The sequence below is a fragment of the Pseudomonas sp. URMO17WK12:I9 genome (assembly GCF_900230165.1).
GTDB classification, from domain to species: domain Bacteria; phylum Pseudomonadota; class Gammaproteobacteria; order Pseudomonadales; family Pseudomonadaceae; genus Aquipseudomonas; species Aquipseudomonas fulva.
Window position 1 is genome coordinate 37,799 of sequence record NZ_OCMQ01000006.1, and the last position, 22,857, is coordinate 60,655.

General features: G+C 60.8%; 27 protein-coding genes and 1 tRNA gene. 23 read left to right on the top strand and 5 right to left on the bottom strand.

What is annotated here, in order from left to right; translation table 11 throughout:
* Positions 1–72: 72 nt before the first annotated feature.
* The gene (locus tag CRP40_RS13750; RefSeq protein WP_027914209.1) at positions 73–1,344 is read right to left on the bottom strand and encodes an OprD family porin; all 1,272 of its coding nucleotides are present in this window, start codon (positions 1,342–1,344) and stop codon (positions 73–75) included.
* 586 nt (positions 1,345–1,930) lie between these two features.
* Here CRP40_RS13750 and CRP40_RS13755 point away from each other — a divergent pair.
* Entirely contained in the window at positions 1,931–2,362 is a 432-nt protein-coding gene (locus CRP40_RS13755) for an HIT domain-containing protein (protein ID WP_027914210.1), read from the top strand.
* Positions 2,352–2,558, top strand: a complete 207-nt coding sequence (locus tag CRP40_RS13760) for a SlyX family protein (protein ID WP_027914211.1) — start codon at positions 2,352–2,354, stop codon at positions 2,556–2,558. The genes CRP40_RS13755 and CRP40_RS13760 overlap by 11 nt, the downstream gene beginning before the upstream one ends.
* Positions 2,559–2,636: 78 nt before the next feature.
* On the opposite strand, the gene CRP40_RS22300 is transcribed toward CRP40_RS13760, so the two are convergent.
* On the bottom strand, positions 2,637–3,230 hold the full coding sequence (locus CRP40_RS22300) for a cold-shock protein (RefSeq protein WP_027914212.1): 594 nt from the start codon (positions 3,228–3,230) through the stop codon (positions 2,637–2,639).
* 273 nt (positions 3,231–3,503) lie between these two features.
* Here CRP40_RS22300 and CRP40_RS13770 point away from each other — a divergent pair, with 273 nt between their 5' ends.
* The 20 genes from CRP40_RS13770 to CRP40_RS13865 all read left to right on the top strand — a co-directional run bounded on the left by CRP40_RS13770 (position 3,504) and on the right by CRP40_RS13865 (position 18,415).
* Positions 3,504–3,977, top strand: a complete 474-nt coding sequence (locus CRP40_RS13770; RefSeq protein ID WP_023536324.1) for a Dps family protein — start codon at positions 3,504–3,506, stop codon at positions 3,975–3,977.
* A gap of 138 nt (positions 3,978–4,115) precedes the next feature.
* A complete protein-coding gene (locus CRP40_RS13775; RefSeq protein ID WP_027914213.1) occupies positions 4,116–4,445 on the top strand; it encodes a ribbon-helix-helix domain-containing protein in 330 nt (109 codons plus the stop codon).
* Between the two features lie 92 nt (positions 4,446–4,537).
* On the top strand, positions 4,538–4,759 hold the full coding sequence (locus CRP40_RS13780) for a zinc ribbon domain-containing protein (protein ID WP_023536249.1): 222 nt from the start codon (positions 4,538–4,540) through the stop codon (positions 4,757–4,759).
* A 93-nt stretch (positions 4,760–4,852) separates the two neighbouring features.
* Entirely contained in the window at positions 4,853–6,628 is a 1,776-nt protein-coding gene (gene aspS / locus CRP40_RS13785; protein WP_027914214.1) for an aspartate--tRNA ligase, read from the top strand.
* 107 nt (positions 6,629–6,735) lie between these two features.
* A complete protein-coding gene (locus CRP40_RS13790) occupies positions 6,736–7,482 on the top strand; it encodes a YebC/PmpR family DNA-binding transcriptional regulator (RefSeq protein ID WP_023536325.1) in 747 nt (248 codons plus the stop codon).
* 160 nt (positions 7,483–7,642) lie between these two features.
* Positions 7,643–8,167, top strand: a complete 525-nt coding sequence (gene ruvC / locus CRP40_RS13795) for a crossover junction endodeoxyribonuclease RuvC (RefSeq protein ID WP_023536229.1) — start codon at positions 7,643–7,645, stop codon at positions 8,165–8,167.
* Between the two features lie 108 nt (positions 8,168–8,275).
* Entirely contained in the window at positions 8,276–8,893 is a 618-nt protein-coding gene (ruvA, locus tag CRP40_RS13800) for a Holliday junction branch migration protein RuvA (RefSeq protein WP_027914215.1), read from the top strand.
* On the top strand, positions 8,890–9,936 hold the full coding sequence (gene ruvB, locus CRP40_RS13805; protein WP_023536242.1) for a Holliday junction branch migration DNA helicase RuvB: 1,047 nt from the start codon (positions 8,890–8,892) through the stop codon (positions 9,934–9,936). Before ruvA ends, ruvB begins: the two co-directional genes overlap by 4 nt.
* 125 nt (positions 9,937–10,061) lie before the next feature.
* Positions 10,062–10,514 carry a tol-pal system-associated acyl-CoA thioesterase gene (ybgC, locus tag CRP40_RS13810; protein ID WP_027914216.1) on the top strand — a complete coding sequence of 151 codons (453 nt, stop codon included), beginning with the start codon at positions 10,062–10,064 and terminating at the stop codon, positions 10,512–10,514.
* Positions 10,515–10,516: 2 nt separating this feature from the next.
* A complete protein-coding gene (tolQ, locus tag CRP40_RS13815) occupies positions 10,517–11,212 on the top strand; it encodes a protein TolQ (RefSeq protein WP_027914217.1) in 696 nt (231 codons plus the stop codon).
* A gap of 14 nt (positions 11,213–11,226) precedes the next feature.
* Positions 11,227–11,679 (top strand): protein TolR, encoded by a 453-nt coding sequence (gene tolR, locus CRP40_RS13820; RefSeq protein ID WP_003254760.1) that lies wholly within the window; start codon positions 11,227–11,229, stop codon positions 11,677–11,679.
* The gene (gene tolA, locus CRP40_RS13825; protein WP_033694990.1) at positions 11,679–12,800 is read left to right on the top strand and encodes a cell envelope integrity protein TolA; all 1,122 of its coding nucleotides are present in this window, start codon (positions 11,679–11,681) and stop codon (positions 12,798–12,800) included. Before tolR ends, tolA begins: the two co-directional genes overlap by 1 nt.
* Before the next feature lie 26 nt (positions 12,801–12,826).
* Positions 12,827–14,098, top strand: coding sequence for a Tol-Pal system beta propeller repeat protein TolB (gene tolB / locus CRP40_RS13830; protein WP_033694991.1), 1,272 nt, complete (start codon positions 12,827–12,829; stop codon positions 14,096–14,098).
* Positions 14,099–14,152: 54 nt separating this feature from the next.
* On the top strand, positions 14,153–14,656 hold the full coding sequence (pal, locus tag CRP40_RS13835; RefSeq protein WP_023536326.1) for a peptidoglycan-associated lipoprotein Pal: 504 nt from the start codon (positions 14,153–14,155) through the stop codon (positions 14,654–14,656).
* Between the two features lie 6 nt (positions 14,657–14,662).
* Positions 14,663–15,469, top strand: coding sequence for a tol-pal system protein YbgF (ybgF, locus tag CRP40_RS13840; RefSeq protein WP_027914220.1), 807 nt, complete (start codon positions 14,663–14,665; stop codon positions 15,467–15,469).
* Between the two features lie 174 nt (positions 15,470–15,643).
* Positions 15,644–16,291 (top strand): 7-carboxy-7-deazaguanine synthase QueE, encoded by a 648-nt coding sequence (queE, locus tag CRP40_RS13845; RefSeq protein WP_027914221.1) that lies wholly within the window; start codon positions 15,644–15,646, stop codon positions 16,289–16,291.
* A gap of 15 nt (positions 16,292–16,306) precedes the next feature.
* Positions 16,307–16,981 carry a 7-cyano-7-deazaguanine synthase QueC gene (gene queC / locus CRP40_RS13850; RefSeq protein ID WP_023536291.1) on the top strand — a complete coding sequence of 225 codons (675 nt, stop codon included), beginning with the start codon at positions 16,307–16,309 and terminating at the stop codon, positions 16,979–16,981.
* Positions 16,982–17,042: 61 nt separating this feature from the next.
* Positions 17,043–17,118: transfer RNA gene (locus tag CRP40_RS13855), tRNA-Lys, on the top strand.
* A 345-nt stretch (positions 17,119–17,463) separates the two neighbouring features.
* Positions 17,464–18,015, top strand: coding sequence for a hypothetical protein (locus CRP40_RS13860; RefSeq protein WP_225806674.1), 552 nt, complete (start codon positions 17,464–17,466; stop codon positions 18,013–18,015).
* A gap of 22 nt (positions 18,016–18,037) precedes the next feature.
* A complete protein-coding gene (locus CRP40_RS13865) occupies positions 18,038–18,415 on the top strand; it encodes a hypothetical protein (protein ID WP_027914223.1) in 378 nt (125 codons plus the stop codon).
* 44 nt (positions 18,416–18,459) lie between these two features.
* Here CRP40_RS13865 and CRP40_RS13870 read toward each other — a convergent pair whose 3' ends face one another.
* A complete protein-coding gene (locus CRP40_RS13870; RefSeq protein WP_027914224.1) occupies positions 18,460–19,254 on the bottom strand; it encodes an alpha/beta hydrolase in 795 nt (264 codons plus the stop codon).
* 226 nt (positions 19,255–19,480) lie between these two features.
* Here CRP40_RS13870 and CRP40_RS13875 point away from each other — a divergent pair, with 226 nt between their 5' ends.
* On the top strand, positions 19,481–20,266 hold the full coding sequence (locus CRP40_RS13875) for an EAL domain-containing protein (protein WP_027914225.1): 786 nt from the start codon (positions 19,481–19,483) through the stop codon (positions 20,264–20,266).
* A 10-nt stretch (positions 20,267–20,276) separates the two neighbouring features.
* Here CRP40_RS13875 and CRP40_RS13880 read toward each other — a convergent pair whose 3' ends face one another.
* Both CRP40_RS13880 and CRP40_RS13885 read right to left on the bottom strand, forming a co-directional pair.
* Complete coding sequence (locus CRP40_RS13880; protein WP_027914226.1) at positions 20,277–21,236, bottom strand: cation transporter; 960 nt, start codon at positions 21,234–21,236, stop codon at positions 20,277–20,279.
* 12 nt (positions 21,237–21,248) lie between these two features.
* Positions 21,249–22,604 carry an APC family permease gene (locus tag CRP40_RS13885; RefSeq protein ID WP_027914227.1) on the bottom strand — a complete coding sequence of 452 codons (1,356 nt, stop codon included), beginning with the start codon at positions 22,602–22,604 and terminating at the stop codon, positions 21,249–21,251.
* Between the last annotated feature and the right edge of the window lie 253 nt (positions 22,605–22,857).

Genomic DNA, 22,857 nt, shown 5'->3' on the forward strand with positions numbered 1-22,857 from the left:
CCTGCTTGTCAGCCAAGAAAAAGCCCGGCGCGGTCGCCGGGCTTTTCAGGTGCGAAGCGTTGCAAGCCAGGCTTACAGGATGCTCAGCGGGTACTCCACGATCAGGCGCAGCTCGTCCAGGGATGGGGAGCCGTAGTAGACGCCATCGGAGGAACGGTAGGTGGCTTGACGAACGCGGAAGCTCAGGTCCTTGGCCGGGCCTTCTTGCATCACGTACTTGATGTCGATGTCGCGTTCCCATTCCTTGCCGTTGCTGGTGGTGCCGGTGTCGGCGCCGCTGCCACGCACGTAGCGGGTCATGAAGCTCAGGCCTGGAATGCCATACTCGGCGAAGTTCAGGTCGTAGCGAGCCTGCCAGGACTTCTCGCCCTCGGCGTTGAAGTCGGAACGGGCCACGGAGTTGGCCAGGAACACGGTACCGCCACCGTCGACGCCGTAGCCATAGTCGCCGTCGCCGGTGACTTTCTGGTAGGCCAGGGTGAAGGTGTGAGCGCCGATGTTGTACGCACCGGACAGGCTGAACGCACGGTTGTCGAGCTTGGTCACGCCGTCTTTTTCGGCGCGCTGCAGGCCTTGGCCGTCGCTCTTGGTGTCATAGAAGTTGAAGTCGAACACCAGGCCTTGCTTGTCCGACAGCGGCAGCGCCCAGTTGACGTTGGCGTAGTATTTGCGCCAGTAGTCTTCGACCTTGGAGTAGTACAGGCTGGTGGACAGGCTGTCGGTGAAGGCATAGGTGCCGCCGAATACGTCGGCTTCCTTCAGGCGCAGGCTGTCGCGGTTGGTCTGCTCCTGACCGGTCAGGCTGGTGAAGCGACCGGCGTGCAGGGTCAGGCCCTTGATGTCGTTGCTGGTCAGCAATGCGCCCTGGGCGATTTCCGGCAGCAGGCGGCTATCGTCGGTGGCGAATACCGGCAGGGCGGTGAACTGGTCGCCGACTTTCAGCACGGTGTCGGAGATACGGAATTTGACCGCGCCGCCACCCTTGGAGTAGTCATCCTGCGCACGGCCGTCCGAGCCGTTCGGGAACAGGCCGGTGCCAGCACGGCCCTTGCCGCTGTCCAGTTTCAGCCCGAGCATGCCGATGGCGTCGATACCCACGCCGACGGTGCCCTGGGTGTAGCCCGACTCGTAAGTGCCCACGAAGCCGAGGCCGGTTTCTTCACGGCGGCTCTGGCCGCCTTCGTTGTTGCGGAAATCACGGCTGAAATACAGCATGCGAGTTTTGACGCTCAGCTTGCTGTCTTCAATGAAACCTTTGGACTCATCCTGCGAAGAGGCCAGTGCCATCTGCGAGGACCCCGCCGAAACGGCCAGGGCGATCATGCTCCACTTCATCACGCGCATCGTGACTTGCTCCTTTGGTTTTTTTAGGAAGAGTACCGCTGCATCCAGGTGTTCTAGTTATAGGGTGCAGCTCTTTCTTGTTATGTCGGCGAAAATGTATAGCACGCTGAAGGTCGTTGGCGATATGGCGCAAAGCACTCTAAATGGAACTTTTTGGCCGTGTCGCTGTCGGGCACTTCAGCGTCGCATCCGAGGGTGGTAACGCCCGGTGTGCATGTGTTGCAGAGAGCATGCCGACTTGGCGTGAAGGCAATGCAACAAGCGTGCTCAACCTGGGCTTGCATTGATGAATTTTTCACGAAATTTTCAGGAAACCGTTTTAACCGCCGTAAATACGGGGGTTGGTCGGACTGGGCGTCCAGCCCGCTCATCGCGTCCATTCAGTTGGCTAGCTTGCTATCAAAGTCAATGTGTTACCGCAACATGTTAAGGCGGTGTCAATTGTGGTGGGCCAAGGCGCCAGTCAGCGTGGCGAAGCACCTTATTGGTGCGAAAAGTAGCGCTGTGTTACCGCAATCGCGCAAGGTATCCTTGCCGCCGTCTCTACCGCCACCGTGCGGGTCGCTTTGCCTGAAGGAGGTACGCCGTGTTCGTTCTTGATCCACGCTTGCAGCAGGACACTTGGGTGCTGGGCGATTTCGCCCTGTGCCAGTTGCTGCTGAGCCGAGATGCCAACTACCCCTGGTTCATCCTGGTGCCCAGGCGTGCCGAGGTCAGCGAATTGTTTGACCTCAGCCTGGCTGACCAGCACCTGCTCTGGCAGGAAACCACACAGCTTGCCGAGGCACTCAAGCGCAGCTACGGGGCCGACAAGATGAACGTGGCGACGCTGGGCAATGTGGTCAGCCAGATGCACATGCATGTGATCGTTCGCCAGCACGATGATGTGGCCTGGCCTGCACCGGTCTGGGGCAAATGCCCGGCCGTGGCCTATACCGACGCACAAGTACAGGTGGTACGCGCCCGCGTGCGAAATCTGCACCTTGAAGGTTTCCAGGAGGCCGCCCATGTCGCTTGAGCCAAGAATGGTCGAGCTGGAAACGCGCCAGGCATTCCAGGACGACACCCTGCAGGCGCTCAACGATGTGGTGGTCGAGCAAGGGCGCGTGATCGAGCGGCTGCAGTTGCAGATGGCCGAGCTGATCAAGCGTTACGAGGAGATGGCGGGTCAGTATGGCAGCGAGGGTGAAGAGGCGCCGCCGCCTCACTATTGATCATCGGGTCGTCAGGCCTGTCGCAGCCTTGGGCTGAGCGACAGGCCTGGTTTGAACGTGTTTAAGCCTGCTCGCCTGTCAGCGGCGCGTGACGGCGACCACGTCCTCGGCCTGCAGGCCCTTGTCGCGGTGCATCACCGAGAACTCGACGCGTTGACCTTCTACCAGGATGCGATGGCCTTCGCCGCGGATGGCGCGAAAGTGCACGAAGATGTCATCGCCTGAGTCCCGGGAAATGAACCCGAACCCCTTGGACGTGTTGAACCACTTGACCGTGCCCGTATCTCGGTTGCCGGCCTCGGTCAGTGGCTGTTGGCTGCTGCGTACCTTGCGCGCGCCCTGGGCAAAGCCTGCGCCCAGGTGCAGGGCCACAGCCAGTGCGGCGCACACCAGCGCCGCCAGGTTGCCAAGCTCTGGTCGAGCGAGCACGGTAAGGGTTTGAAGTACCACAGCCACCACCAGCAGGGCACAGGCGAGATATTGCAGTTGCTGCCTGGCACCTCGGTAGTACAGCGGTACGACAGGGGCCAGGATCAGGTTGAGCAAGCCGAACAGGGCCAGATAGACCGCGTCGGGTTGTTGCAGGAAAGGCGTTGCCTCGGTTTTAAGACTGGGAATGAACGCTAGCAGCAAGGCTGCCGCGCCTGTCACCAGGTGGACGATCTTGAACATGGGATTGGCTCACATTGATTGAAGCTGATCACGGGAAGAGCTGACGGCCCGGTGCGCATGAAGTGTTGGCGCGAACACGTGGCCTTCTGCCTATGCATTCGGCAATTACAGTCCGCACGAATGGCACGCTGCCTATTTAACCGTAAACCTGCAGGGTACTCAAACTGCCACCCGGCGCCCTGCCTGCGGCCACCTGGCAGAGGCACGGCGCTCAGAGTGTTGCTAAAGTGGTCGGCACCCGCTTGGGTTTCACGTTTTCCGAAGGGGAGCATCATGGCAATCGATATCGGCATCAGTGAAGAAGATCGCAAGTCCATCGTCGATGGGCTTTCCCGCCTGCTTTCAGATACCTACGTGCTGTATCTGAAAACCCACAATTTCCATTGGAACGTCACCGGGCCCTCGTTCCGTACCCTGCACCTGATGTTCGAGGAGCAGTACAACGAGCTGGCGCTGGCGGTGGACGCCATTGCCGAGCGCATCCGCGCCCTGGGTTTCCCGGCGCCTGGGTCCTACGCGTTCTACGCCAAGCACTCTTCCATCAAGGAAGAGGAGGGCGTCCCCCCAGCCGACGAGATGATCCGGCAACTGGTGCAAGGGCAGGAAGCGGTGGTGCGCACCGCCCGCAGTATCTTCCCGGCAGTGGACAAGGTCAGCGATGAGCCAACCGCCGACCTGCTCACCCAGCGCATGCAAGTGCACGAAAAGACCGCATGGATGCTGCGCGTACTGCTCGACGAGAAATAACCGGGCCGTGCCGGCAGGCCTTTCCAGGGTGACTGGGCGGGCCTGCCGCTTTCTGTGCGGGAAGGGTTTGCCGCTGCTCTGCAATGGCCCGTTCGGCGCTTGATACACCCCTTGGTTCAATCATCAGGAGGTGTGCAGATGGCTCAGTCTGGGAAACGGACGGCAGGTCAGGGGCGCTGGCCCGGCAAGCAATGCGTCGACCCATTCACGGCAGATTTCGACATGCTGCAGACCCAGCCTGTGTCTCGCTCGGTGCGGCTCAACGGTTTTTCAACCTGCCTGCGCCTCGAGGCCGTGTATTGGGGTATCCTCGAGCGCATTGCCGCTGCCAACCAATGCTCGGTCAGTGCGGTGTTGTCCTATGTAGACCGTGAGGTGCACCTGCGCCAAGGGGGCGTGCGCAACTTCAGCGGCCTCATACGGGTGATCTGCGTGGCCTGGTTGCAGCAGCCGCCGACGTCGCACTGATCGCCCGGCGGGCTGCGCAGCGCTGGTTAACCATATATAATCCCGCCTTTTGCTGCCCAGGCAGCCAGCGTTATGGTTGACGAGAGACATCCATGCCCCTTTACGACTATCAATGTGCATCCTGCGAGCATCGCATGGAAGTGCTGCAGAAAATCAGCGCCGCGCCGCTCACCGACTGCCCGGCCTGCCAGGCGCCGGCGATGAAGAAACTGCTGTCGGTGCCCGGCTTTCGCCTGAGCGGCAACGGCTGGTACGAAACCGACTTCAAGACCGGTGCGAAAAAGAATCTGGCAGGCGGCGACAAGGCCGACTGAGTTGAATGCTATGACCGGGTCTTGCAGTATTAGCCCTCCGGGCGGCCAAGGCCTCCATCGAATACACGAATCACGAGAAGCGAAACCACCATCATGATGCGCAGCCATTATTGCGGCCAACTGAACGAGAGCCTGGACGGCCAGGAAGTCACCCTTTGCGGCTGGGTCCATCGTCGCCGGGACCACGGCGGGGTGATCTTCCTCGACATCCGTGACCGCGAGGGCATGGCCCAGGTCGTTTTCGATCCGGATCGCGCCGACACCTTCGCCGCAGCCGACCGTGTGCGCAGCGAGTACGTCGTGCAGATCACCGGCAAGGTCCGCCGTCGCCCGGAAGGTGCTGTGAACAGCAACATGGCCTCCGGTGCCATCGAAATCCTCGGCTATCAGCTCAACGTGCTGAACGAAGCCGAAACCCCGCCGTTCCCGCTCAACGAATACTCCGACGTTGGTGAGGAAACGCGTCTGCGCTACCGTTTCATCGACCTGCGTCGTCCTGAGATGGCCGACAAGCTGCGCCTGCGCTCGCGCATCACCAGCAGCATTCGACGCTTTCTCGACGAAAACGGCTTCCTCGATGTGGAAACGCCGATTCTGACCCGCGCCACGCCTGAAGGCGCGCGCGATTACCTGGTGCCAAGCCGCACCCACGCCGGCAGCTTCTTCGCCCTGCCGCAGTCGCCACAGCTGTTCAAGCAGTTGCTGATGGTCGCCGGTTTCGACCGCTACTACCAGATTGCCAAGTGCTTCCGTGACGAAGACCTGCGTGCCGATCGCCAGCCAGAATTCACCCAGATCGACATCGAGACCAGCTTCCTGGACGAGTCCGAGATCATGGGCCTGACCGAGAGCATGATCCGCAAGCTGTTCAAGGAAGTGCTGGACCTGGAGTTCGGCGAATTCCCGCATATGACCTTCGAGGAAGCCATGCGTCGCTATGGCTCCGACAAGCCAGACCTGCGCATCCCGCTGGAACTGGTCGACGTCGCCGACCAGCTCAAGGACGTGGACTTCAAGGTGTTCGCCGGCCCTGCCAACGATCCTAAATGCCGCGTCACCGCGCTGCGACTGCCAGGCGGCGCCAGCATGCCGCGCAGCAAGATCGACGAGTACACCAAGTTCGTTGGCATCTACGGTGCCCGCGGCCTTGCCTACATCAAGGTCAACGAGCGTGCCAAGGGCGTTGAAGGCCTGCAGTCGCCGATCGTCAAGAACATCCCCGAGGCCAACCTCAACACCATCCTCGACCGCGTGGGCGCCGTTGACGGCGACATCGTGTTCTTCGGTGCCGACAAGTTCAAGGTGGTCAGCGAAGCGCTGGGCGCCCTGCGTATTCGCCTGGGTCACGACTTCGAACTGTTCACCTGCGAGTGGGCACCGATGTGGGTCGTTGACTTCCCCATGTTCGAAGAAAACGAAGACGGCAGCTTCACCGCGCTGCACCACCCGTTCACCGCGCCCAAGTGCACGCCCGAGGAACTGGAGGCCAACCCGGCCACGGCCCTGTCCCGTGCCTATGACATGGTGCTCAATGGCACCGAACTCGGTGGCGGTTCGATCCGTATCCACCGCAAGGAAATGCAGCAGGCCGTGTTCCGCCTGCTGGGTATCGAAGCGGCAGAACAGGAAGAGAAGTTCGGCTTCCTGCTCGATGCCCTGAAGTTCGGTGCACCGCCTCACGGTGGCCTGGCCTTCGGCCTGGATCGCCTGGTCATGCTGATGACCGGCGCCCAGTCGATTCGTGAAGTGATTGCCTTCCCGAAAACCCAAAGCGCTGCGTGTGTCATGACCCAGGCACCGGGCATGGTCGACGCCAAGGCATTGCGCGAGCTGCACATCCGTCTGCGCGAGCAGACCAAGGTCGAGTAATCGGCCCGGGCGCAGCCGGCGGTTGCGCCCACGCGCTTCGGCGCAGTCTTTCCACGTTCCGCCCTTCGGGGCGGAACCTGTTTCTGTTACAAGGATCGGGAGTCGTTATGGCGGGTCATTCCAAGTGGGCGAACATCAAGCACCGCAAAGAGCGCCAGGATGCCAAGAGGGGCAAGGTATTCACCAAGTGGATCCGCGAGCTGACGGTCGCCGCCAAGCAAGGCGGCCCGGACCCTGCCTCCAACCCGCGCCTGCGCCTGGCGCTGGACAAGGCACTGGGTGCCAACATGAGCCGCGATATCATCGATCGCGCGGTGGCCCGTGGCGCCGGCACGAACGAAAGCGACAACGTCGAAGAGCTCAGCTATGAAGGTTACGGGCCGGGCGGTGTGGCGATCATGGTCGAGGCCATGACCGATAACCGCAACCGCACCGCTGCGGCAGTGCGCCATGCCTTCACCAAGTGCGGGGGCAACCTGGGCACCGACGGTTCGGTCGCCTACCTGTTCGAGCGCAAGGGGCAGATCAGTTTTGCTCCGGGCGTGGAGGAGGATGCCTTGATGGAGGCGGCGATGGAGGCCGACGCCGACGACGTGGTGGCCCACGAGGATGGCTCGTTTGACGTGTTCACCTCGTTCAACAGCTTCTACGCCGTGCGCAATGCCTTGGAAGAGGCCGGCTTCAAGGCGGCCGACGCCGAAATCGTGATGCAGCCGACCACCAGCGCCGAACTCGATCAGGAGGGCGCCGAGAAGGTACTCAAGCTGATCGACATGCTCGAAGACCTGGACGACGTACAGAACGTCTACTCCAATGCGCAGATTTCCGACGAGATCATGGAAAACCTCGGCTGAGGGCTTTCTGGCGCACCATACTGACGCCTTCGGGCGTTTGTACAGGCCCTTTCGCAGGGCGCCCGTGGCACAGGTGGCAGCAATGGCGACCTGGCCAGGGGGTTGACCTGCGAAAGGGCCTGTACTGTTTGCACACCGCTTCACTTCAACGACAGGCGCTATGACTCTGATTCTAGGTATCGACCCCGGCTCGCGCATCACAGGTTATGGCGTTGTTCGCCAGACCGCACGTGGTTGCGAGTACGTGGCCTCAGGCTGCATCCGCACAGGCAGTGGTGAACTGCACGAGCGTTTGCAGATCGTGTTTCGTGGGGTCAGCGAAGTCATCGGCCAGCATGGCCCGGTGACCATGGGCATCGAGCGAGTTTTCATGGCCCGCAACGCCGATTCGGCCCTCAAGCTGGGGCAGGCCCGAGGCGCGGCCATCGTCGCAGCGGCTGAAGCAGGGCTGGAAATCGCCGAGTACAGCGCCACCCAGGTCAAGCAGGCGGTGGCTGGTACGGGCGGGGCGAACAAGGACCAGGTGATGATGATGGTCATGCACCTGCTCAAGCTGACCCAAAAGCCCCAGATCGATGCTTCCGACGCGCTGGCCATTGCCTTGTGCCATGCCCACACCCGTTCGAGTCTGGTGCCCCATGGGCTGTCTACGGCGCGTCGGCGCGGTGGGCGCTTGCGTCTGTAAGCGCTTCATGCGCTGATACACATTTTGTGCAGGCGGAGCGTCCGCCTGCCGTATTTGCTGATAGGGTTGAGCGGCCATCGGGCAGCTCCCCGTGAAAAGGATCGAAACGTGATCGGACGTTTGCGCGGCACCCTGGCGGAAAAGCAGCCGCCGCACCTCATCATCGACGTCAATGGCGTGGGCTACGAACTGGAAGTCCCCATGACGACGCTCTATCGCCTGCCCAAGGTCGGCGAGCCGGTAACGGTGCACACGCACCTTGTGGTGCGTGAAGACGCCCACCTGCTCTATGGCTTTGCCGAAAAGCGCGAGCGCGAATTGTTCCGCGAGCTCATTCGGCTCAACGGTGTGGGCCCCAAGCTGGCCCTGGCACTGATGTCCGGGCTTGAGATCGATGAGCTGGTGCGCTGCGTGCAGGCCCAGGACGCCTCGGTATTGGTACGCGTACCCGGTGTAGGCAAAAAAACGGCAGAGCGCCTGCTGGTCGAGCTCAAGGACCGCTTCAAGGCTTGGGAAACGTCCCCGGCCATGTTCGCGCTGGTGTCCGATGGGCCATTGCCGGCCGCCAGCGAGTCCAGCGCCGAGGCGGATGCGGTCAGCGCCCTGGTGTCCCTGGGCTACAAGCCCCAGGAAGCGAGCAAGGCCATCGGCGCGATCAAGGACAAGTCGGGGCTTTCCAGTGAAGAGCTGATTCGCCGCAGCCTCAAGGGGATGATTACCAAGTGATCGAAGCCGACCGCCTGATCGCTGCCAGTGGCCGCGACCGCGAAGAAGTCCAGGATCGCGCCATCCGGCCCTTGCGGCTGGAGGAGTACATTGGCCAGCCTGTGGTGCGCGAGCAGATGGCACTGTTCATCCAGGCGGCGCGCGGGCGCAGCGAGTCGCTCGACCACACGCTGATCTTCGGCCCGCCAGGCCTGGGCAAGACCACCCTGGCCAACATCATCGCCCACGAAATGGGGGTGTCGGTCAAAAGCACCTCGGGGCCGATCCTCGAGCGCCCTGGCGACCTGGCCGCCATGCTGACCAACCTTGAGCCTCATGACGTGCTCTTCATCGACGAGATCCACCGGCTGTCGCCGGTCGTCGAAGAAGTGCTCTATCCAGCCATGGAAGACTTTCAGCTCGACATCATGATCGGCGAAGGCCCGGCGGCCCGCTCGATCAAGCTCGACCTGCCACCTTTCACGCTGGTCGGTGCCACGACGCGCGCCGGCATGCTCACCAACCCGCTGCGCGACCGTTTCGGCATCGTGCAGCGGCTGGAGTTCTACAGCGACAAGGACCTGGCGACCATCGTCAGCCGTTCGGCCAACATCCTGGGCCTGGTCATCGAGGACCTCGGTGCCTATGAGATCGCGCGCCGTGCCCGCGGCACACCGCGCATTGCCAACCGCTTGCTGCGGCGGGTGCGCGACTACGCCGAGGTACGCGGCAAGGGCCAGATCACCAAGGCCGTGGCCGACATGGCGCTCAACCTGCTGGACGTCGATGAGCGCGGCTTCGACCATTCCGACAGGCGCCTGCTGCTGACCATGATCGAGAAGTTCGACGGTGGCCCGGTCGGCGTCGACAACCTTGCCGCCGCCATCAGCGAAGAGCGTCACACCATCGAGGACGTGCTTGAGCCTTACCTCATCCAGCAGGGCTACATCATGCGTACGCCCCGTGGCCGTGTGGTGACCCGACACGCCTACCTGCACTTCGGGCTGAATGTTCCCGGGCGATTGGGGGAGGGCGCGGATTTTTCCGAGCCGGGTGATGAATGACAGATCGAAACACGCTTTTCGTGGTCCTACCGCTGGCATGCCCAGGGGGCCATGGCACCCGGATATCGATAGTGAAAAAACAGTTGTCACAGCGGATTGGCAAGCCAAGGAGTAAGCACTAGAGTATGCGCGCGCAAAAAGGCCTGGAACCGTTCGCACACCGTTGTCGCGTCTATTACGAAGATACCGATGCCGGTGGTGTGGTGTATTACGTCAATTACCTGAAATTCATGGAGCGCGCGCGCACCGAACGCTTGCGGCACCTGGGCTTTTCCCAGTCGCAACTGGCTGAAGACAACCTGCTGTTCGTGGTCCATTCCAGCGAAGCGCGTTACCACGTGCCGGCGCGGCTGGACGATGAATTGCGGGTGACCGCGCAAGTACTTGAACTCAATCGCGCCAGCTTGCGCTTCGTGCAGCAAGTGTGGCGGGAAAAGGACGACGCACTGCTTTGTGAAGGGCGGTTTCTGATCGCCGCCGTGCGCGCCGACACTTTCAAACCCCGAGCCATACCTCCCCAGCTGCGCGACGCCTTTGCGGCAGACGGCTCGGGTAATCAATCGAATGCAGGAGAATAAGCGTGGAAGCTAACGTCGTCGACCATACCTCCATGTGGAGTCTGGTCAGTAACGCCAGCGTTGTGGTGCAGCTGGTGATGCTGACCCTGGTGGCCGCCTCGGTCACCTCGTGGATCATGATTTTCCAGCGCAGCACCATGCTGCGCGCCGGTCGTCGTGCGCTCGATGCTTTCGAGGAGCGCTTCTGGTCGGGTATCGACCTGTCCAAGCTGTACCGTCAGGCAGGCAGCAACCCGGACCCGGACTCGGGTGTGGAGCAGGTCTTCCGTGCAGGCTTCAAGGAGTTTTCCCGTCTGCGCCAGCAACCTGGCGTTGATCCGGACGCCGTGATGGAAGGGGTTGGCCGTGCCATGCGCGTCGCCATCTCCCGCGAAGAAGAAAAGCTCGAGCAGAGTTTGCCGTTCCTGGCGACCGTGGGTTCGACCAGCCCCTATATCGGCCTGTTCGGTACCGTGTGGGGCATCATGAACTCCTTCCGCGGCCTGGCAAGTGCGCAACAAGCCACGCTGGCTACCGTTGCCCCCGGCATCGCCGAAGCGCTGATCGCCACGGCCATCGGCCTGTTCGCAGCCATTCCGGCGGTCATCGCATACAACCGCTTTGCGGCCCGCAGTGAAACGCTGATCAGCCGTTACTACACCTTCGCCGACGAGTTCCAGGCGATCCTGCACCGCAAAGTGCACACCAGCGAAGAGTAATCAGGTACAAGCCCATGGCCCGAGTTCGCCACAAACGCAAGCCCGTCGCCGAGATGAACGTGGTGCCCTACATCGACGTGATGCTGGTGCTGCTGGTCATCTTCATGGTGACGGCGCCCATGCTCAATCAGGGCGTGAAGGTCGATCTGCCCAAGGTTTCCAGCGAAGCCTTGCCGCAGGACAACAACGTCCAGATCCTCACCATTTCCATCAAGGCCGACAAGACCTACTACTGGAACCTTGGCAGCGAAGTCGATACCGACAAGCAAATGGACAAGGCTATGACCTTGCCGGCCATGACCGACGCCGTTACCAAGATCATCGCGGCCGGTCGCGACCAGGGCAAACAGACCCAGGTATTCATCCGTGGCGACAAGGCGGTGGACTACGGCGCGGTCATGGGTGCCATGGGCGGGCTGCAGAAAGCCGGTGTCGGTAACGTCGGCCTGATTACCGAGGCACCCTGATGCAACAGCGAGAGCCCTCTGCCTCGGAAAGCTACTTCTGGCCCAGTGTCTGGGCCATCGGCCTGCATGTGCTGGTGTTTGGCATGCTGTTCGCAAGCTTTGCCATGACGCCTGAACTGCCACCGTCCAAGCCGATCGTTCAGGCTACGCTCTATCAGCTCAAGTCCAAGAGCCAGGCGACTACCCAGACCAACCAGAAGATTGCCGGGGAAGCGAAGAAAACCGCTTCGCGTCAGACCGAGGTCGAGCAGCTTGAGCAGAAGAAGGTCGAGCAGGAAGCGGTGAAAGCCGCGGAACAAAAGAAAGCCGACGCTGCTCAAAAGGCCCAGGAGGCACGCGAGGCTGCCGAGGCCAAAAAGGCCGAGGACGCGGCCAAGGCTGCCGAAACGGCCAAAGCTGCTGAAGCCAAGAAAGCGGCCGAAGCCAAGAAGGCCGATGAGGCGAAGAAGGCTGCCGAGAAACAGCAAGCTGACATCGCCAAGAAAAAGGCTGAAGAAGAAGCGAAGAAAAAAGCCGAAGAAGAGGCCAAGAAGCAGGCCGCTGAAGAGGCGAAGAAGCAAGCTGCCGAGGAGGCCAAGAAAAAGGCAGCCGAGGACGCGAAGAAAAAAGCGGCTGAGGACGCCAAGAAAAAGGCGGCAGCGGCCGAAGAAGCGAAGAAGAAGGCAGCCGAGGACGCCAAGAAAAAGGCCGCAGCGGATGCCCAGAAGAAAAAGGCACAGGAAGCAGCTCGCAAGGCGGCTGAAGACAAGAAGGCACAGGCCCTGGCCGAGCTCTTGTCCGACACCACCGAGCGGCAGCAGGCGCTGGCCGACGAGCAGGGTGACCAGGTGGCCGGCGACTTCGACGACCTGATCCGTATGCGCGCGGCAGAAGGCTGGGCTCGCCCGCCATCGGCGCGTAAAGGCATGACGGTGGTACTGCAGATCAACATGTTGCCCGATGGCACCATCACCAGCGTCAGCGTGGCCCGGTCAAGCGGTGACGGCCCCTATGACAGCTCGGCGGTGGCAGCGGTGAAGAACATCGGTCGCCTGACTGAAATGCAGGGCATGAAGCCGAGCGATTTCAACCAATATCGCTCGTTCAAGATGACATTTACACCTGAGGATCTAGCGTTGTGATTAAACGTCTGAGAGGACTGCTGGTCATGCTGTGCTGCGTGGCAGGCATGGCCGTAGCAGAGGAAAAGAACATCCTGGTCACCAGTGGCAGTGACCGGGCAACGCCAATTGCAGTGGTGCCGTTCGCTGTTCAGGGTGGCAGTGTGCTGCCTGAAGACATGGCCGACATCATCGGCAACGACCTGCGCAACTCCGGCTACTACTCGCCCATCCCGCGCCAGAACATGATCAGCCAGCCCTCCCAGGCCAGCGAAGTCATCTTCCGCGACTGGAAGGCGCTGGGTGCCCAGTACGTGATGGTGGGCAGCATCGTGCCCTCCGGTGGTCGCCTGCAGGTGCAATACGCCCTGTTCAACGTCGCCACCGAGCAGCAGGTCCTGACCGGCAGCGTTGCCGGCACCACCGAACAGCTGCGCGACATGTCGCACTACATCGCCGACCAGTCGTTCGAGAAGCTCACCGGTATCAAGGGTGCCTTCTCCACGCGCATGCTGTACGTGACGGCCGAGCGCTTCTCTACGAACAACACGCGCTACACCCTGCAGCGTTCGGACTATGACGGTGCCCGCGCCGTGACCCTGCTGCAGTCCCGCGAGCCGATCCTGTCGCCGCGCTTCGCGCCCGATGGCAAACGCATCGCCTATGTATCGTTCGAGCAGAAGCGCCCGCGTATCTTCGTTCAGCACATCGACACCGGTCGCCGTGAACAGGTCACCAACTTCGAGGGCCTCAATGGCGCACCTGCCTGGTCGCCCGATGGTTCGCGCCTGGCCTTCGTGCTGTCCAAGGATGGGAACCCGGACATCTATGTGATGAACGTGGCCTCGCGTCAGATCAGCCGCGTGACTGCCGGCCCTGGCATCAATACCGAGCCATTCTGGGGTAAGGACGGCAACACCCTGTACTTCACGTCCGACCGTGGCGGCAAGCCGCAGATCTACAAACAGTCGGTCAGTGGCGGCAGCGCCGAGCGCGTAACGTTCGTGGGTAACTACAACGCCAACCCGAAACTCTCGGCAGACGAAAAGACCCTGGTGATGATTCACCGCCAACAGGGTTTCACCAACTTCAAAGTTGCCGCTCAGGACTTGCAACGTGGAAGTGTAAAGATTCTCTCGGAAACAAGTCTTGATGAGTCTCCCACTGTTGCGCCCAACGGCACCATGCTAATCTACGCCACCCGCCAGCAGGGCCGGGGAGTCTTGATGCTCGTGTCGCTTAATGGCCGCGTGAGGCTCCCACTTCCTACCGCTCAAGGCGAAGTCAGAGAACCGTCCTGGTCCCCTTACCTGAACTGATTGCGGCGTAATACGTTTTGCTTAACACACTGGGGTTTCATTAGGAGTTTCACGATGGAAATGCTGAAGTTTGGTAAATTCGCTGCGCTGGCTCTGGCCATGGCTGTGGCTGTAGGTTGCTCCTCCAAGGGCGGTGACAACGCAGGTGAAGGCGCTGGCGCCGTTGACCCGAACGCTGGCTACGGTGCCAACACCGGCGCAGTCGACGGTTCCCTGAGCGAAGAAGCCGCTCTGCGCGCAATCACCACCTTCTACTTCGAATACGACAGCTCGGACCTGAAGCCAGAAGCCATGCGCGCTCTGGACGTTCACGCCAAGGACCTGAAAGCCAACGGCAACCGCGTTGTCCTGGAAGGCAACACCGACGAGCGCGGCACCCGCGAGTACAACATGGCTCTGGGTGAGCGTCGTGCCAAGGCCGTTCAGCGCTACCTGGTTTTGCAGGGCGTTTCCCCTGCTCAGCTGGAAGTGGTTTCCTACGGCGAAGAGCGTCCAGTTGCTACCGGCAACGACGAGCAGTCCTGGGCTCAAAACCGTCGCGTAGAACTGCGTAAGTAAGTTCCTATGCGTAAGTGCCGCCGTGCAGTAACCGTCCTCGCACTCAGCCTGCCCCTTTCGGCGTGGGCTGCAGTCCCTGTAGTAGATGACAACACAGGCAGCTATCCGCCTGCGGGTTATGGCACGAGCGGCGCCTATGCCGGGTCAGGGGCTTCGGCCCCTGCCTCTGCACAGGGCCAGCTGTTCATGCAGCTGCAACAGATGCAGGATCAGCTTTCCCGCCAGCAAGGCATCATCGAAGAGTTGCAAAACGATGTGTCTCGCATGAAGCAGGAAAACCTGGAGCGATACCAGGACCTGGACCGTCGCATCAACAGTGGCGCCGCGCCTGCCGCGACCTCTGACAATTCTTCCGCCGGTGGTGCCTCTGGCGCCGCCGCGGGGGCTGCAGCCGGTGCTGCTGCCCAACAACCGGCCGCCAGTAGCGAGCCCGGTGATCCGGCCAAGGAAAAGCTCTACTACGATGCTGCCTTCGACCTGATCAAGCAAAAAGACTTCGACAAGGCCAGCCAGGCGTTCAACGCCTTCCTGCGCAAGTACCCCAACAGCCAATATGCCGGTAATGCACAGTATTGGCTGGGCGAAGTGAACCTGGCCAAGGGTGACCTGCAGGGTGCAAGCCAGGCATTCGCCCAGGTAAGCCAGAAGTACCCCAAGCACAGCAAGGTGCCAGACTCCTTGTACAAGCTGGCCGATGTCGAGCGTCGTCTCGGTCACACGGACAAGGTGAAGGGTATTCTCCAGCAGGTGGTGACCCAATATCCGGGCACATCGGCTGCGCAATTGGCGCAACGAGACCTGCAAAAGCTGTGAAGTGATGCGGCGCTTGCCTGCCGTTCGAAAGAAACCCGCGCCTGGCGCGGGTTTTTTCGTTAGAATCACCGCCCTTTTTTCGTAAACACGCTGTCACGGATAACGCTATGTCGAGTCCGTGCCAGTGCCTGACGGAGGCGGGCAGCCTGTTTTGCTGTCACGCCCGTGGCGATCATGCAAGATACATTACGCATCACCGAAGTCTTTTACTCATTGCAGGGTGAAACACGAACGGCTGGGCTGCCCACGGTATTCGTGCGGCTCACCGGTTGCCCCCTGCGCTGCCAATACTGCGACAGCGCCTATGCCTTCAGTGGCGGCACACTGCGCAGCCTCGATTCGATCCTTGAACAGGTGGCTGGCTTCAAGCCGCGCTATGTCTGCGTGACGGGCGGTGAGCCCCTTGCCCAGCCTAACGCCTTGCCCCTGTTGCAGCGCCTGTGCGATGCCGGTTACGAGGTTTCGCTGGAAACCAGCGGCGCGCTCGATATCGCCGGCACCGACACCCGTGTCAGCCGCGTCGTCGACCTGAAAACCCCGGGTTCGGAAGAATCGCACCGCAACCGCTATGAGAACATTGAGCACCTGACGCCCAACGACCAGGTCAAGTTCGTCATCTGCTCTCGCGAAGATTACAACTGGGCGGTGTCCAAGCTGATCCAGTACAACCTGGCCGAGCGCGCCGGCGAAGTATTGTTCTCGCCGAGCCACCACCAGGTGAGCGCCACTGACCTGGCTGACTGGATCGTTGCCGACAACTTGCCTGTCCGTTTCCAACTTCAGCTGCACAAGCTGTTGTGGAACGACGAACCTGGGCGCTGAGCAAGAGAGTGAGACATGACTGATAAACGCGCAGTAATTCTTCTGTCCGGTGGCCTGGACTCGGCCACGGTAGTGGCCATGGCCAAGGCCCAGGGCTATGCCTGCTATACCATGAGCTTCGATTACGGCCAGCGTCACCGCGCCGAGCTTAACGCCGCTGCACGGGTCGCCCAGGACCTGGGCGTGGTAGAGCACAAGGTGATTGGGCTGAACCTGGATGGCATCGGTGGCTCGGCCCTGACTGACAGCAGCATCGATGTGCCGGAAACGCCGGGCGAGGGTATCCCGGTGACCTACGTGCCAGCGCGCAACACGGTGTTTCTGTCGCTGGCGCTGGGCTGGGCTGAAGTACTGCAAGCCCGTGACATTTTCATCGGGGTCAACGCCGTGGATTATTCCGGCTACCCGGACTGCCGCCCCGAGTTCGTCGAAGCCTTCGAACGCATGGCCAACCTGGCCACCAAGGCAGGCGTCGAAGGGCAGGGTTTCCGCATTCAGGCACCCTTGCAGAACATGAGCAAAGCCCAGATCGTCCAGGCCGGCGTGGCGCACGGGGTCGACTATAGCCTGACCGTATCGTGCTACCAGGCTGATGACGACGGGCGTGCTTGTGGCAAGTGCGACAGCTGCCGCCTGCGGGCTGAGGGCTTCAAGGCAGCCGCCGTGGCGGACCCGACGCGCTATTTTTAAGAAAGTTTACCGAGGGGTGTTGATTTCTCTATAGAAATCAGTATTATACGCGCCATCCAACGGGTCGTTAGCTCAGTTGGTAGAGCAGTTGGCTTTTAACCAATTGGTCGTAGGTTCGAATCCTACACGACCCACCATCTTCGCAGCGGTTGCGAATACTTCAGCTAGACCACAGGGTCAGCGCCAAGTCTAGCAACCGTATGAATCGAGCAGTCAGCTCCCTTCTGTGTGAAATCTGTACGAAAAGCCCGCCCCTATCGGCGGGCTTTTTCGTTTCTGGTCAAAGCGCTTGGCCTATGGCCTGTCTGGCAGAGACTCTGCCTTTTTCACAGGCAGTGTTCTACATGCAAGTGCCCTCTGATGAAGTCTCAACGGGCGACTCCCTAGTGCAGGTGTACTAGATAGCCCTTTGCCCAATACTGCGGATGGGAAAATTCTCTGTCTAAGTAATGGCAGAGAGATGGCCAGTCATGCGCTCCCCAGTGAAACATCTGCTGTCGCTTGCACTCCTGTTAGGCGCCTTACCCGTCCACGCGGACAATGCCCCGAAGGGCGACTACTGGGTCGTTCATCATCAAGCCAGCCTGGGCAAGAGCAAGGCATACCTTGTAGACGGCGACCCCGGAAACATCTACGAGCGCCCCGGCGGCGTCAAATCCGTCGGCGTCTATCTGTTTGACCAGCAGCCCGGCAAGCCCGATTTCACGGTCTACGACGTCGAAGTCGACTGCAAGAACAAGCGGGCTCGTGTCACAGGAGCGCTCGACTTCAGCAGCGTGGCCAATACCTTGCGCAAGGCCAAGTTCTCCAACCAATGGCAGGGCGATCAACAACCGTGGTTGGCGCAAAGCCGTGATTTCATCTGTAAGCCAGCTGAGCGCCAAGCCCTCAAGATGGAGCACTTGGGCGTAATGTCAGCTTCGGAGTTGAGCCGCTCTGGCCCGAAGCTATTCGAGATACTGACACGCGAGGCGCTCAGGGCCGAGATCATCAGGCAGATCGATGACGCCTTCACACAGATGCCTGCCAAGTAACTGTCCACCAAGGAGAGAAGCCATGATCCGTCTGCTTGTGTTATGCCTGGGCGCTGTACTGCTTGGCGGATGCTCGTCGCTGGAGGCAACCAGTGCGTGGAAAGGCCGCCCGGTCGGCGAGCTGATCGATTACTTTGGCGTGCCCAGGGTCATCATGGTGGCGCCTGATCAGGACATGGTGGTGCTCAGGTACGTGCGCGACAGCACGTATATTTCCCGGGAGGCTGCGGGCACCTATACCGGCCCTGAAAATGGCCAATTGGTGCACCGCGAGTATTGGCAGGATGTCGAGCACTCAGGCAGTTGCGAGATCAACGTTTTTGTCGACAGGGCGCACGTGGTGCAGAAAGTCAGGGCCAATGGTCGCTGTGCGGTCATTGACATGGCGCCCAAGGCGTAGCCCGGCAGTGGGAGGCAGGCACCGGGCGAATGCTCGCTGAGCGATTACCGATTTCGCCCCCCTTCATCATTGATTAAAAAAGCTTCCATCACAGGCAATAGCCATTGCGGATGCGTTTCATGAGGTGAATGATCAGCCAGTGCCAAGTTCAACAGCTGCGCCCCAGGCACTTGCTCTACCAACTCCAGTGCATTGGCTCGTGAAACCAGGCGATCACGATCGCCACGCACCACCAGCAATGGCGCGGTAATGCCCCCGACGCTGGCTGCGGGATAGCCGTGCTCACTGTCATCTAGCCACAACCCTCGGACGGCCTCCAGCAACCTTGCAAAGTCCGGTTGTGGGTTGATCGCCTCATAGCGAGCCACATCGTCGGCAAACAGGCCGCGCCACTTCGCGGCGGTGATGCCTTCGTACAGGGCTCGCGCAGGGTCGTTCTCTCCCAGCGCCCAGTGAGCCCCAATGGTGATGAGTCGATCGACCGTGACGGCCTGCGAGGCGGCCATGCGCAGCGCGACGATTCCGCCATCGCTGTGCCCGATCAGAGTGACGCGTTCAAGCGCCAGGTGATCGATTACCCGCTCTACGTCGTGCTGCATGCGCGCATAGGTGAGTGGTGCGCCGCCTAGGGTAGACATGCCCTGGCCGCGGCTGTCGATGCCGATCACGCGCCAACGGCGGGCCAAGTGCGGGGTGATGGCATTGAAGCTTTCAATATGGCCAAGGCCGCCATGCAGCAGGATCAACGCGGGTGCGTCGGCTGCACCCAGTTGTTCGTAGTAAAGGCGTGCATCATCGACGGTGAGGTACTCGCCGCCCCGGTGGGTGAAGACAGTCATGTCGAAGTTGTCCATGTCGTCAGATGTTGGATCGGGCGACAGTGTACCGAGTTGGCCACTTGAGCCCAATAAATCCAACCTATCGGGGCTTTTTGTCGGGTCATCAACCTTGCGCACCGCACCTCTCGCCAGCCATGCTGTCAAATTGCCAACAACGCTGTTTTGACGTTCTCACGATCGTGTTATCCCAGCGCTACTTTCTCTTCATCAAGCTGCCGGAGACACCATGGCCGATTTGATCTTTGCGCAGCCTTTCGAAGCTGTAGGTTGCAAGCAATGCCGTGAGATGGCGGACCTGGGGTTCGGCATCACAATGGCCTTTCAACCTATCGTTCACCAGCCTTCGGGTAAACCCTACGCCTACGAGGCGTTGGTCAGAGGTGTCGGGGGGGAGGGGGCTGCGCAGGTGCTGGCCAAGGTCACACCCGATAACCTGTATCGCTTCGACCAGGCTTGCCGGGTCAAGGCCATCGAAAAAGCCTCCGAGCTTGGGCTCAACCGTGTGCAGGATTGCAAGCTCAGCATCAACTTCCTGCCCAACGCCGTGTACCGCCCCGCCACCTGTATCCGCGCGACGCTCGAGGCCTCCAAGCAGTTCGATTTTCCGGCCGACAGGCTGATTTTCGAAGTGACCGAAGGCGAACGGGTCGAGGACACCGAACACCTTAAGTCCATTTTCCGCGAGTACGACCGGCAGGGCTTCACCACGGCCATTGACGATTTCGGCTCAGGCTATTCGGGCCTGAACCTGCTTGCCGAGTTTCAACCGGACCTCCTGAAGCTGGACATGGCGCTGACACGCAACCTTGGCGCCGACCCGGTGCGTCAGGCGATCGTGGCAGGCATCGTGCTGGTGGCGCGGCGGCTGGACATTCTGTTGGTCGCTGAGGGCGTGGAAACAGCAGCCGAGTGCCAGGCGTTGGCCGCGCTGGGTATCGAGCTGATGCAAGGTTACTATTTTGCCCGCCCTGAAATCGAAGCGCTGCCGCTGATCGAACGCCTGCGTGGCTGAGTCCTGATGCTCATTCGGCCCACTCGGGGTCGCCGGTAAATACGACCGTCAGCCAGCGATTGGGCCCTTCGCCGCCGATGGCCTCGCCGATCTCGTTGCGCCAGGCATCCCACTGCTCGATGGTCTTGGCCGCCATCTGCGGCGGCACGATGAAGTACAGCTCAATCTCCCGCGAGCGCCCCACCTTGGCCACATAGGCGCGGTAGGACTGCAGGCCATGGCGTTCGACGAAAGCCTGCGCAACCGCGTCTACGTGCTGCTTGAGATCGCCCGGCGTGACGAGAAAGATATCCGCCAACGCCTGGCGAACGACCGACATTGGCAAGGGTACGATCACCAGGCAGACCAGTGCCAGCACGGCCGGGTCGATGTAGGGCGATACCCATTCAAGCGATGTGCCCTGCACGGCATAGCCAAAGCAGAAGGCGATCAACAGCGCCGCCGTGATGCTGGCGGACATCACCCAGCCCTTCACGTCCATGGCGACGAAGTCCGACCGCAGCTTGCGGTTGGCCTTGCCCTCGATCACCGCGATGCTCACGCAGGCGGTGACGGTGAGCGCCGCATAGACCATGGCGATACCAAACTCCAGATGACGTCCACCTTCCAGCAGGCTGCTCACAGCGTTGATCAGGGCGTAGATGGCAACACCGCTGAGCAGGATGCCATTGAGTGCCAGCACCATCGGTTCCAGGTGCCAGAAGCCCATGGTGAAGCGCTCGCGTAGTTTGCGCGACATCTGCAGGCTGCTGGCATGGGAAGTGATCAGCCTGACCACCATCAACGACAGCCCGCTCATGCTGGCATCCACCAGCGAGTAGACGCCGTCGAACACGATGGAAAACGAGCCCGATGCCAAGCCAAAGGCAATGCCGATGCTGGCGATGAACAGGGTGACCGCGATCGAGGTGCGCAGCAGGCCCTGCTCACTGGTGATATCGAAGAAACCGGGTGGGTTTGAGCTGTGCATGGTCGGTACGCGTCATCCCTCGGCGATACAGTTGGGCGGCGCCGCTCTGAACGCCTTGGTCAACCAGGCCAGGTACACCAGGCCCAGCGTGGCCCAGACCCCGCCGAACAGCAGCGAGTGCATGTTCAGGTCCAGCCACAGCGAAACGATGATACAAAAGCCTGTGGTGGGCAGTACCAGGTACTTCAGCTGGTTGGCCAGCCCTCGGCGATTGCCCTCTCGCAGGTAGCAGTGATTGATTACCGACAAGTTGACGAAGCTGAACGCCACCAATGCACCGAAGTTGATGATGGAGGTGGCGGTGACCAGGTCGAAGAAGATGGCCGACAGCGAAATCACCCCCACCACGGCAATGTTCAGTACGGGTGTCTTGTAGCGTGAATGCAACCGCGCAAAAACGCTCGCGGGTATGACCTTGTCACGGCCCATTACATATAGCAGGCGCGACACGCTGGTCTGCGACGCCAGCCCCGAGGCGATGGTGTTGATCACCGTGCACGCGATGAAGACCGACTGGAACAGCTTGCCGCCCACGTACAGAGCGATTTCCGGCAGCGCCGCTTCCTGATCGTGAAAGCGTGCCATGGTGGGGAAGTAGGCCTGAATGAAGTAGGAAACGGTGATGAATACAACGCCGCCGATCAATGCCGTGAGGAAGATGGCCCGCGGTATGGTTTTGGCTGGGTCGCGCGTTTCCTCGGACAGGCACGTGACCGCATCGAAACCCAGGAATGAGAAGCACAGAATGGTTGCACCAGCGGCCAGGGCGCTCAGGTGGGTCTGCTGGTCGGCGAAGGGCAACAGGCTCCATGCGGTGCCCAGGCCTTCGCCCTGGTCCAGCCCGCGTACACACAGGTAGATGAACACCGCGATGATCGCCACCTGCACGCCAACGAACAGCAGGTTGAAATGCGCAACCAGATTGATGCTGCGCATGTTGATCAGGCTGATCAGGGACACGAAGGCCACGACCCAGACCCACTGTGGCACCTCGGGGAACATGGCAGACAGGTACAGTTTGGCCAGCAAGGCGTTGACCATGGGCAGCAACAGGTAGTCCAGCAAGGAAGACCAGCCTACCAGGAAGCCCACGTGTGGATTGATGGCACGTTGGGTGTAGGTGTAGGCCGATCCCGACTGGGGAAAGCGCTTGACCAGGGTTCCGTAGCTGACTGCCGTGAACAGGATGCCGGCCAGGGCCAGTATATAGGCGCTCGGTACGTGCCCAGCGGTGATGCCTGACACGATGCCGAAGGTGTCGAACACGGTCATGGGCGTCAGGTACGCCAGGCCAATGATGATCACATGCCACAAACGCAAGGTCTTGCGCAGTTGGCCGGCTTCGGGTGCGTTGGGTTCAGGCTGCATGCTGACGGGGCTCCTGGGCGAGGGCTTGAAAGACAGGCACAGCGAAGGGCGCAGGCAGCAGCGGCGAGCGGGTGGGCTCCATATTGTTCACCTTTATGTTGGAGCAGCAGAGGCGTGACTGGATCACGCAAGTGATCAAAATAAAAAACGATAGGGTCTTGGGTGTCAAGTTAAACATGACAAGGTGTTTCGAATGCGCGATTTTTATCGATAAAACCGCAAACTCAAGCGTTTCTAACGTCGTTTTTGTGAA

Coding starts and splice junctions, on each gene's coding strand:
- CRP40_RS13750 (WP_027914209.1), bottom strand. CDS start 1,344: ATGCGCGTGATGAAGTGGAGCATGATCGCCCTGGCCGTTTCGGCGGGG.
- ybgF (WP_027914220.1), top strand. CDS start 14,663: ATGCGTAAGTGCCGCCGTGCAGTAACCGTCCTCGCACTCAGCCTGCCC.
- CRP40_RS13870 (WP_027914224.1), bottom strand. CDS start 19,254: ATGACTGTCTTCACCCACCGGGGCGGCGAGTACCTCACCGTCGATGAT.
- CRP40_RS13885 (WP_027914227.1), bottom strand. CDS start 22,604: ATGCAGCCTGAACCCAACGCACCCGAAGCCGGCCAACTGCGCAAGACC.
- CRP40_RS13875 (WP_027914225.1), top strand. CDS start 19,481: ATGGCCGATTTGATCTTTGCGCAGCCTTTCGAAGCTGTAGGTTGCAAG.
- CRP40_RS13770 (WP_023536324.1), top strand. CDS start 3,504: ATGGCAATCGATATCGGCATCAGTGAAGAAGATCGCAAGTCCATCGTC.
- CRP40_RS13880 (WP_027914226.1), bottom strand. CDS start 21,236: ATGCACAGCTCAAACCCACCCGGTTTCTTCGATATCACCAGTGAGCAG.
- CRP40_RS13760 (WP_027914211.1), top strand. CDS start 2,352: ATGTCGCTTGAGCCAAGAATGGTCGAGCTGGAAACGCGCCAGGCATTC.
- pal (WP_023536326.1), top strand. CDS start 14,153: ATGGAAATGCTGAAGTTTGGTAAATTCGCTGCGCTGGCTCTGGCCATG.
- CRP40_RS13775 (WP_027914213.1), top strand. CDS start 4,116: ATGGCTCAGTCTGGGAAACGGACGGCAGGTCAGGGGCGCTGGCCCGGC.
- queE (WP_027914221.1), top strand. CDS start 15,644: ATGCAAGATACATTACGCATCACCGAAGTCTTTTACTCATTGCAGGGT.
- queC (WP_023536291.1), top strand. CDS start 16,307: ATGACTGATAAACGCGCAGTAATTCTTCTGTCCGGTGGCCTGGACTCG.
- CRP40_RS13790 (WP_023536325.1), top strand. CDS start 6,736: ATGGCGGGTCATTCCAAGTGGGCGAACATCAAGCACCGCAAAGAGCGC.
- tolB (WP_033694991.1), top strand. CDS start 12,827: ATGCTGTGCTGCGTGGCAGGCATGGCCGTAGCAGAGGAAAAGAACATC.
- CRP40_RS13865 (WP_027914223.1), top strand. CDS start 18,038: ATGATCCGTCTGCTTGTGTTATGCCTGGGCGCTGTACTGCTTGGCGGA.
- tolA (WP_033694990.1), top strand. CDS start 11,679: ATGCAACAGCGAGAGCCCTCTGCCTCGGAAAGCTACTTCTGGCCCAGT.
- ybgC (WP_027914216.1), top strand. CDS start 10,062: ATGCGCGCGCAAAAAGGCCTGGAACCGTTCGCACACCGTTGTCGCGTC.
- CRP40_RS22300 (WP_027914212.1), bottom strand. CDS start 3,230: ATGTTCAAGATCGTCCACCTGGTGACAGGCGCGGCAGCCTTGCTGCTA.
- ruvC (WP_023536229.1), top strand. CDS start 7,643: ATGACTCTGATTCTAGGTATCGACCCCGGCTCGCGCATCACAGGTTAT.
- aspS (WP_027914214.1), top strand. CDS start 4,853: ATGATGCGCAGCCATTATTGCGGCCAACTGAACGAGAGCCTGGACGGC.
- CRP40_RS13780 (WP_023536249.1), top strand. CDS start 4,538: ATGCCCCTTTACGACTATCAATGTGCATCCTGCGAGCATCGCATGGAA.
- tolR (WP_003254760.1), top strand. CDS start 11,227: ATGGCCCGAGTTCGCCACAAACGCAAGCCCGTCGCCGAGATGAACGTG.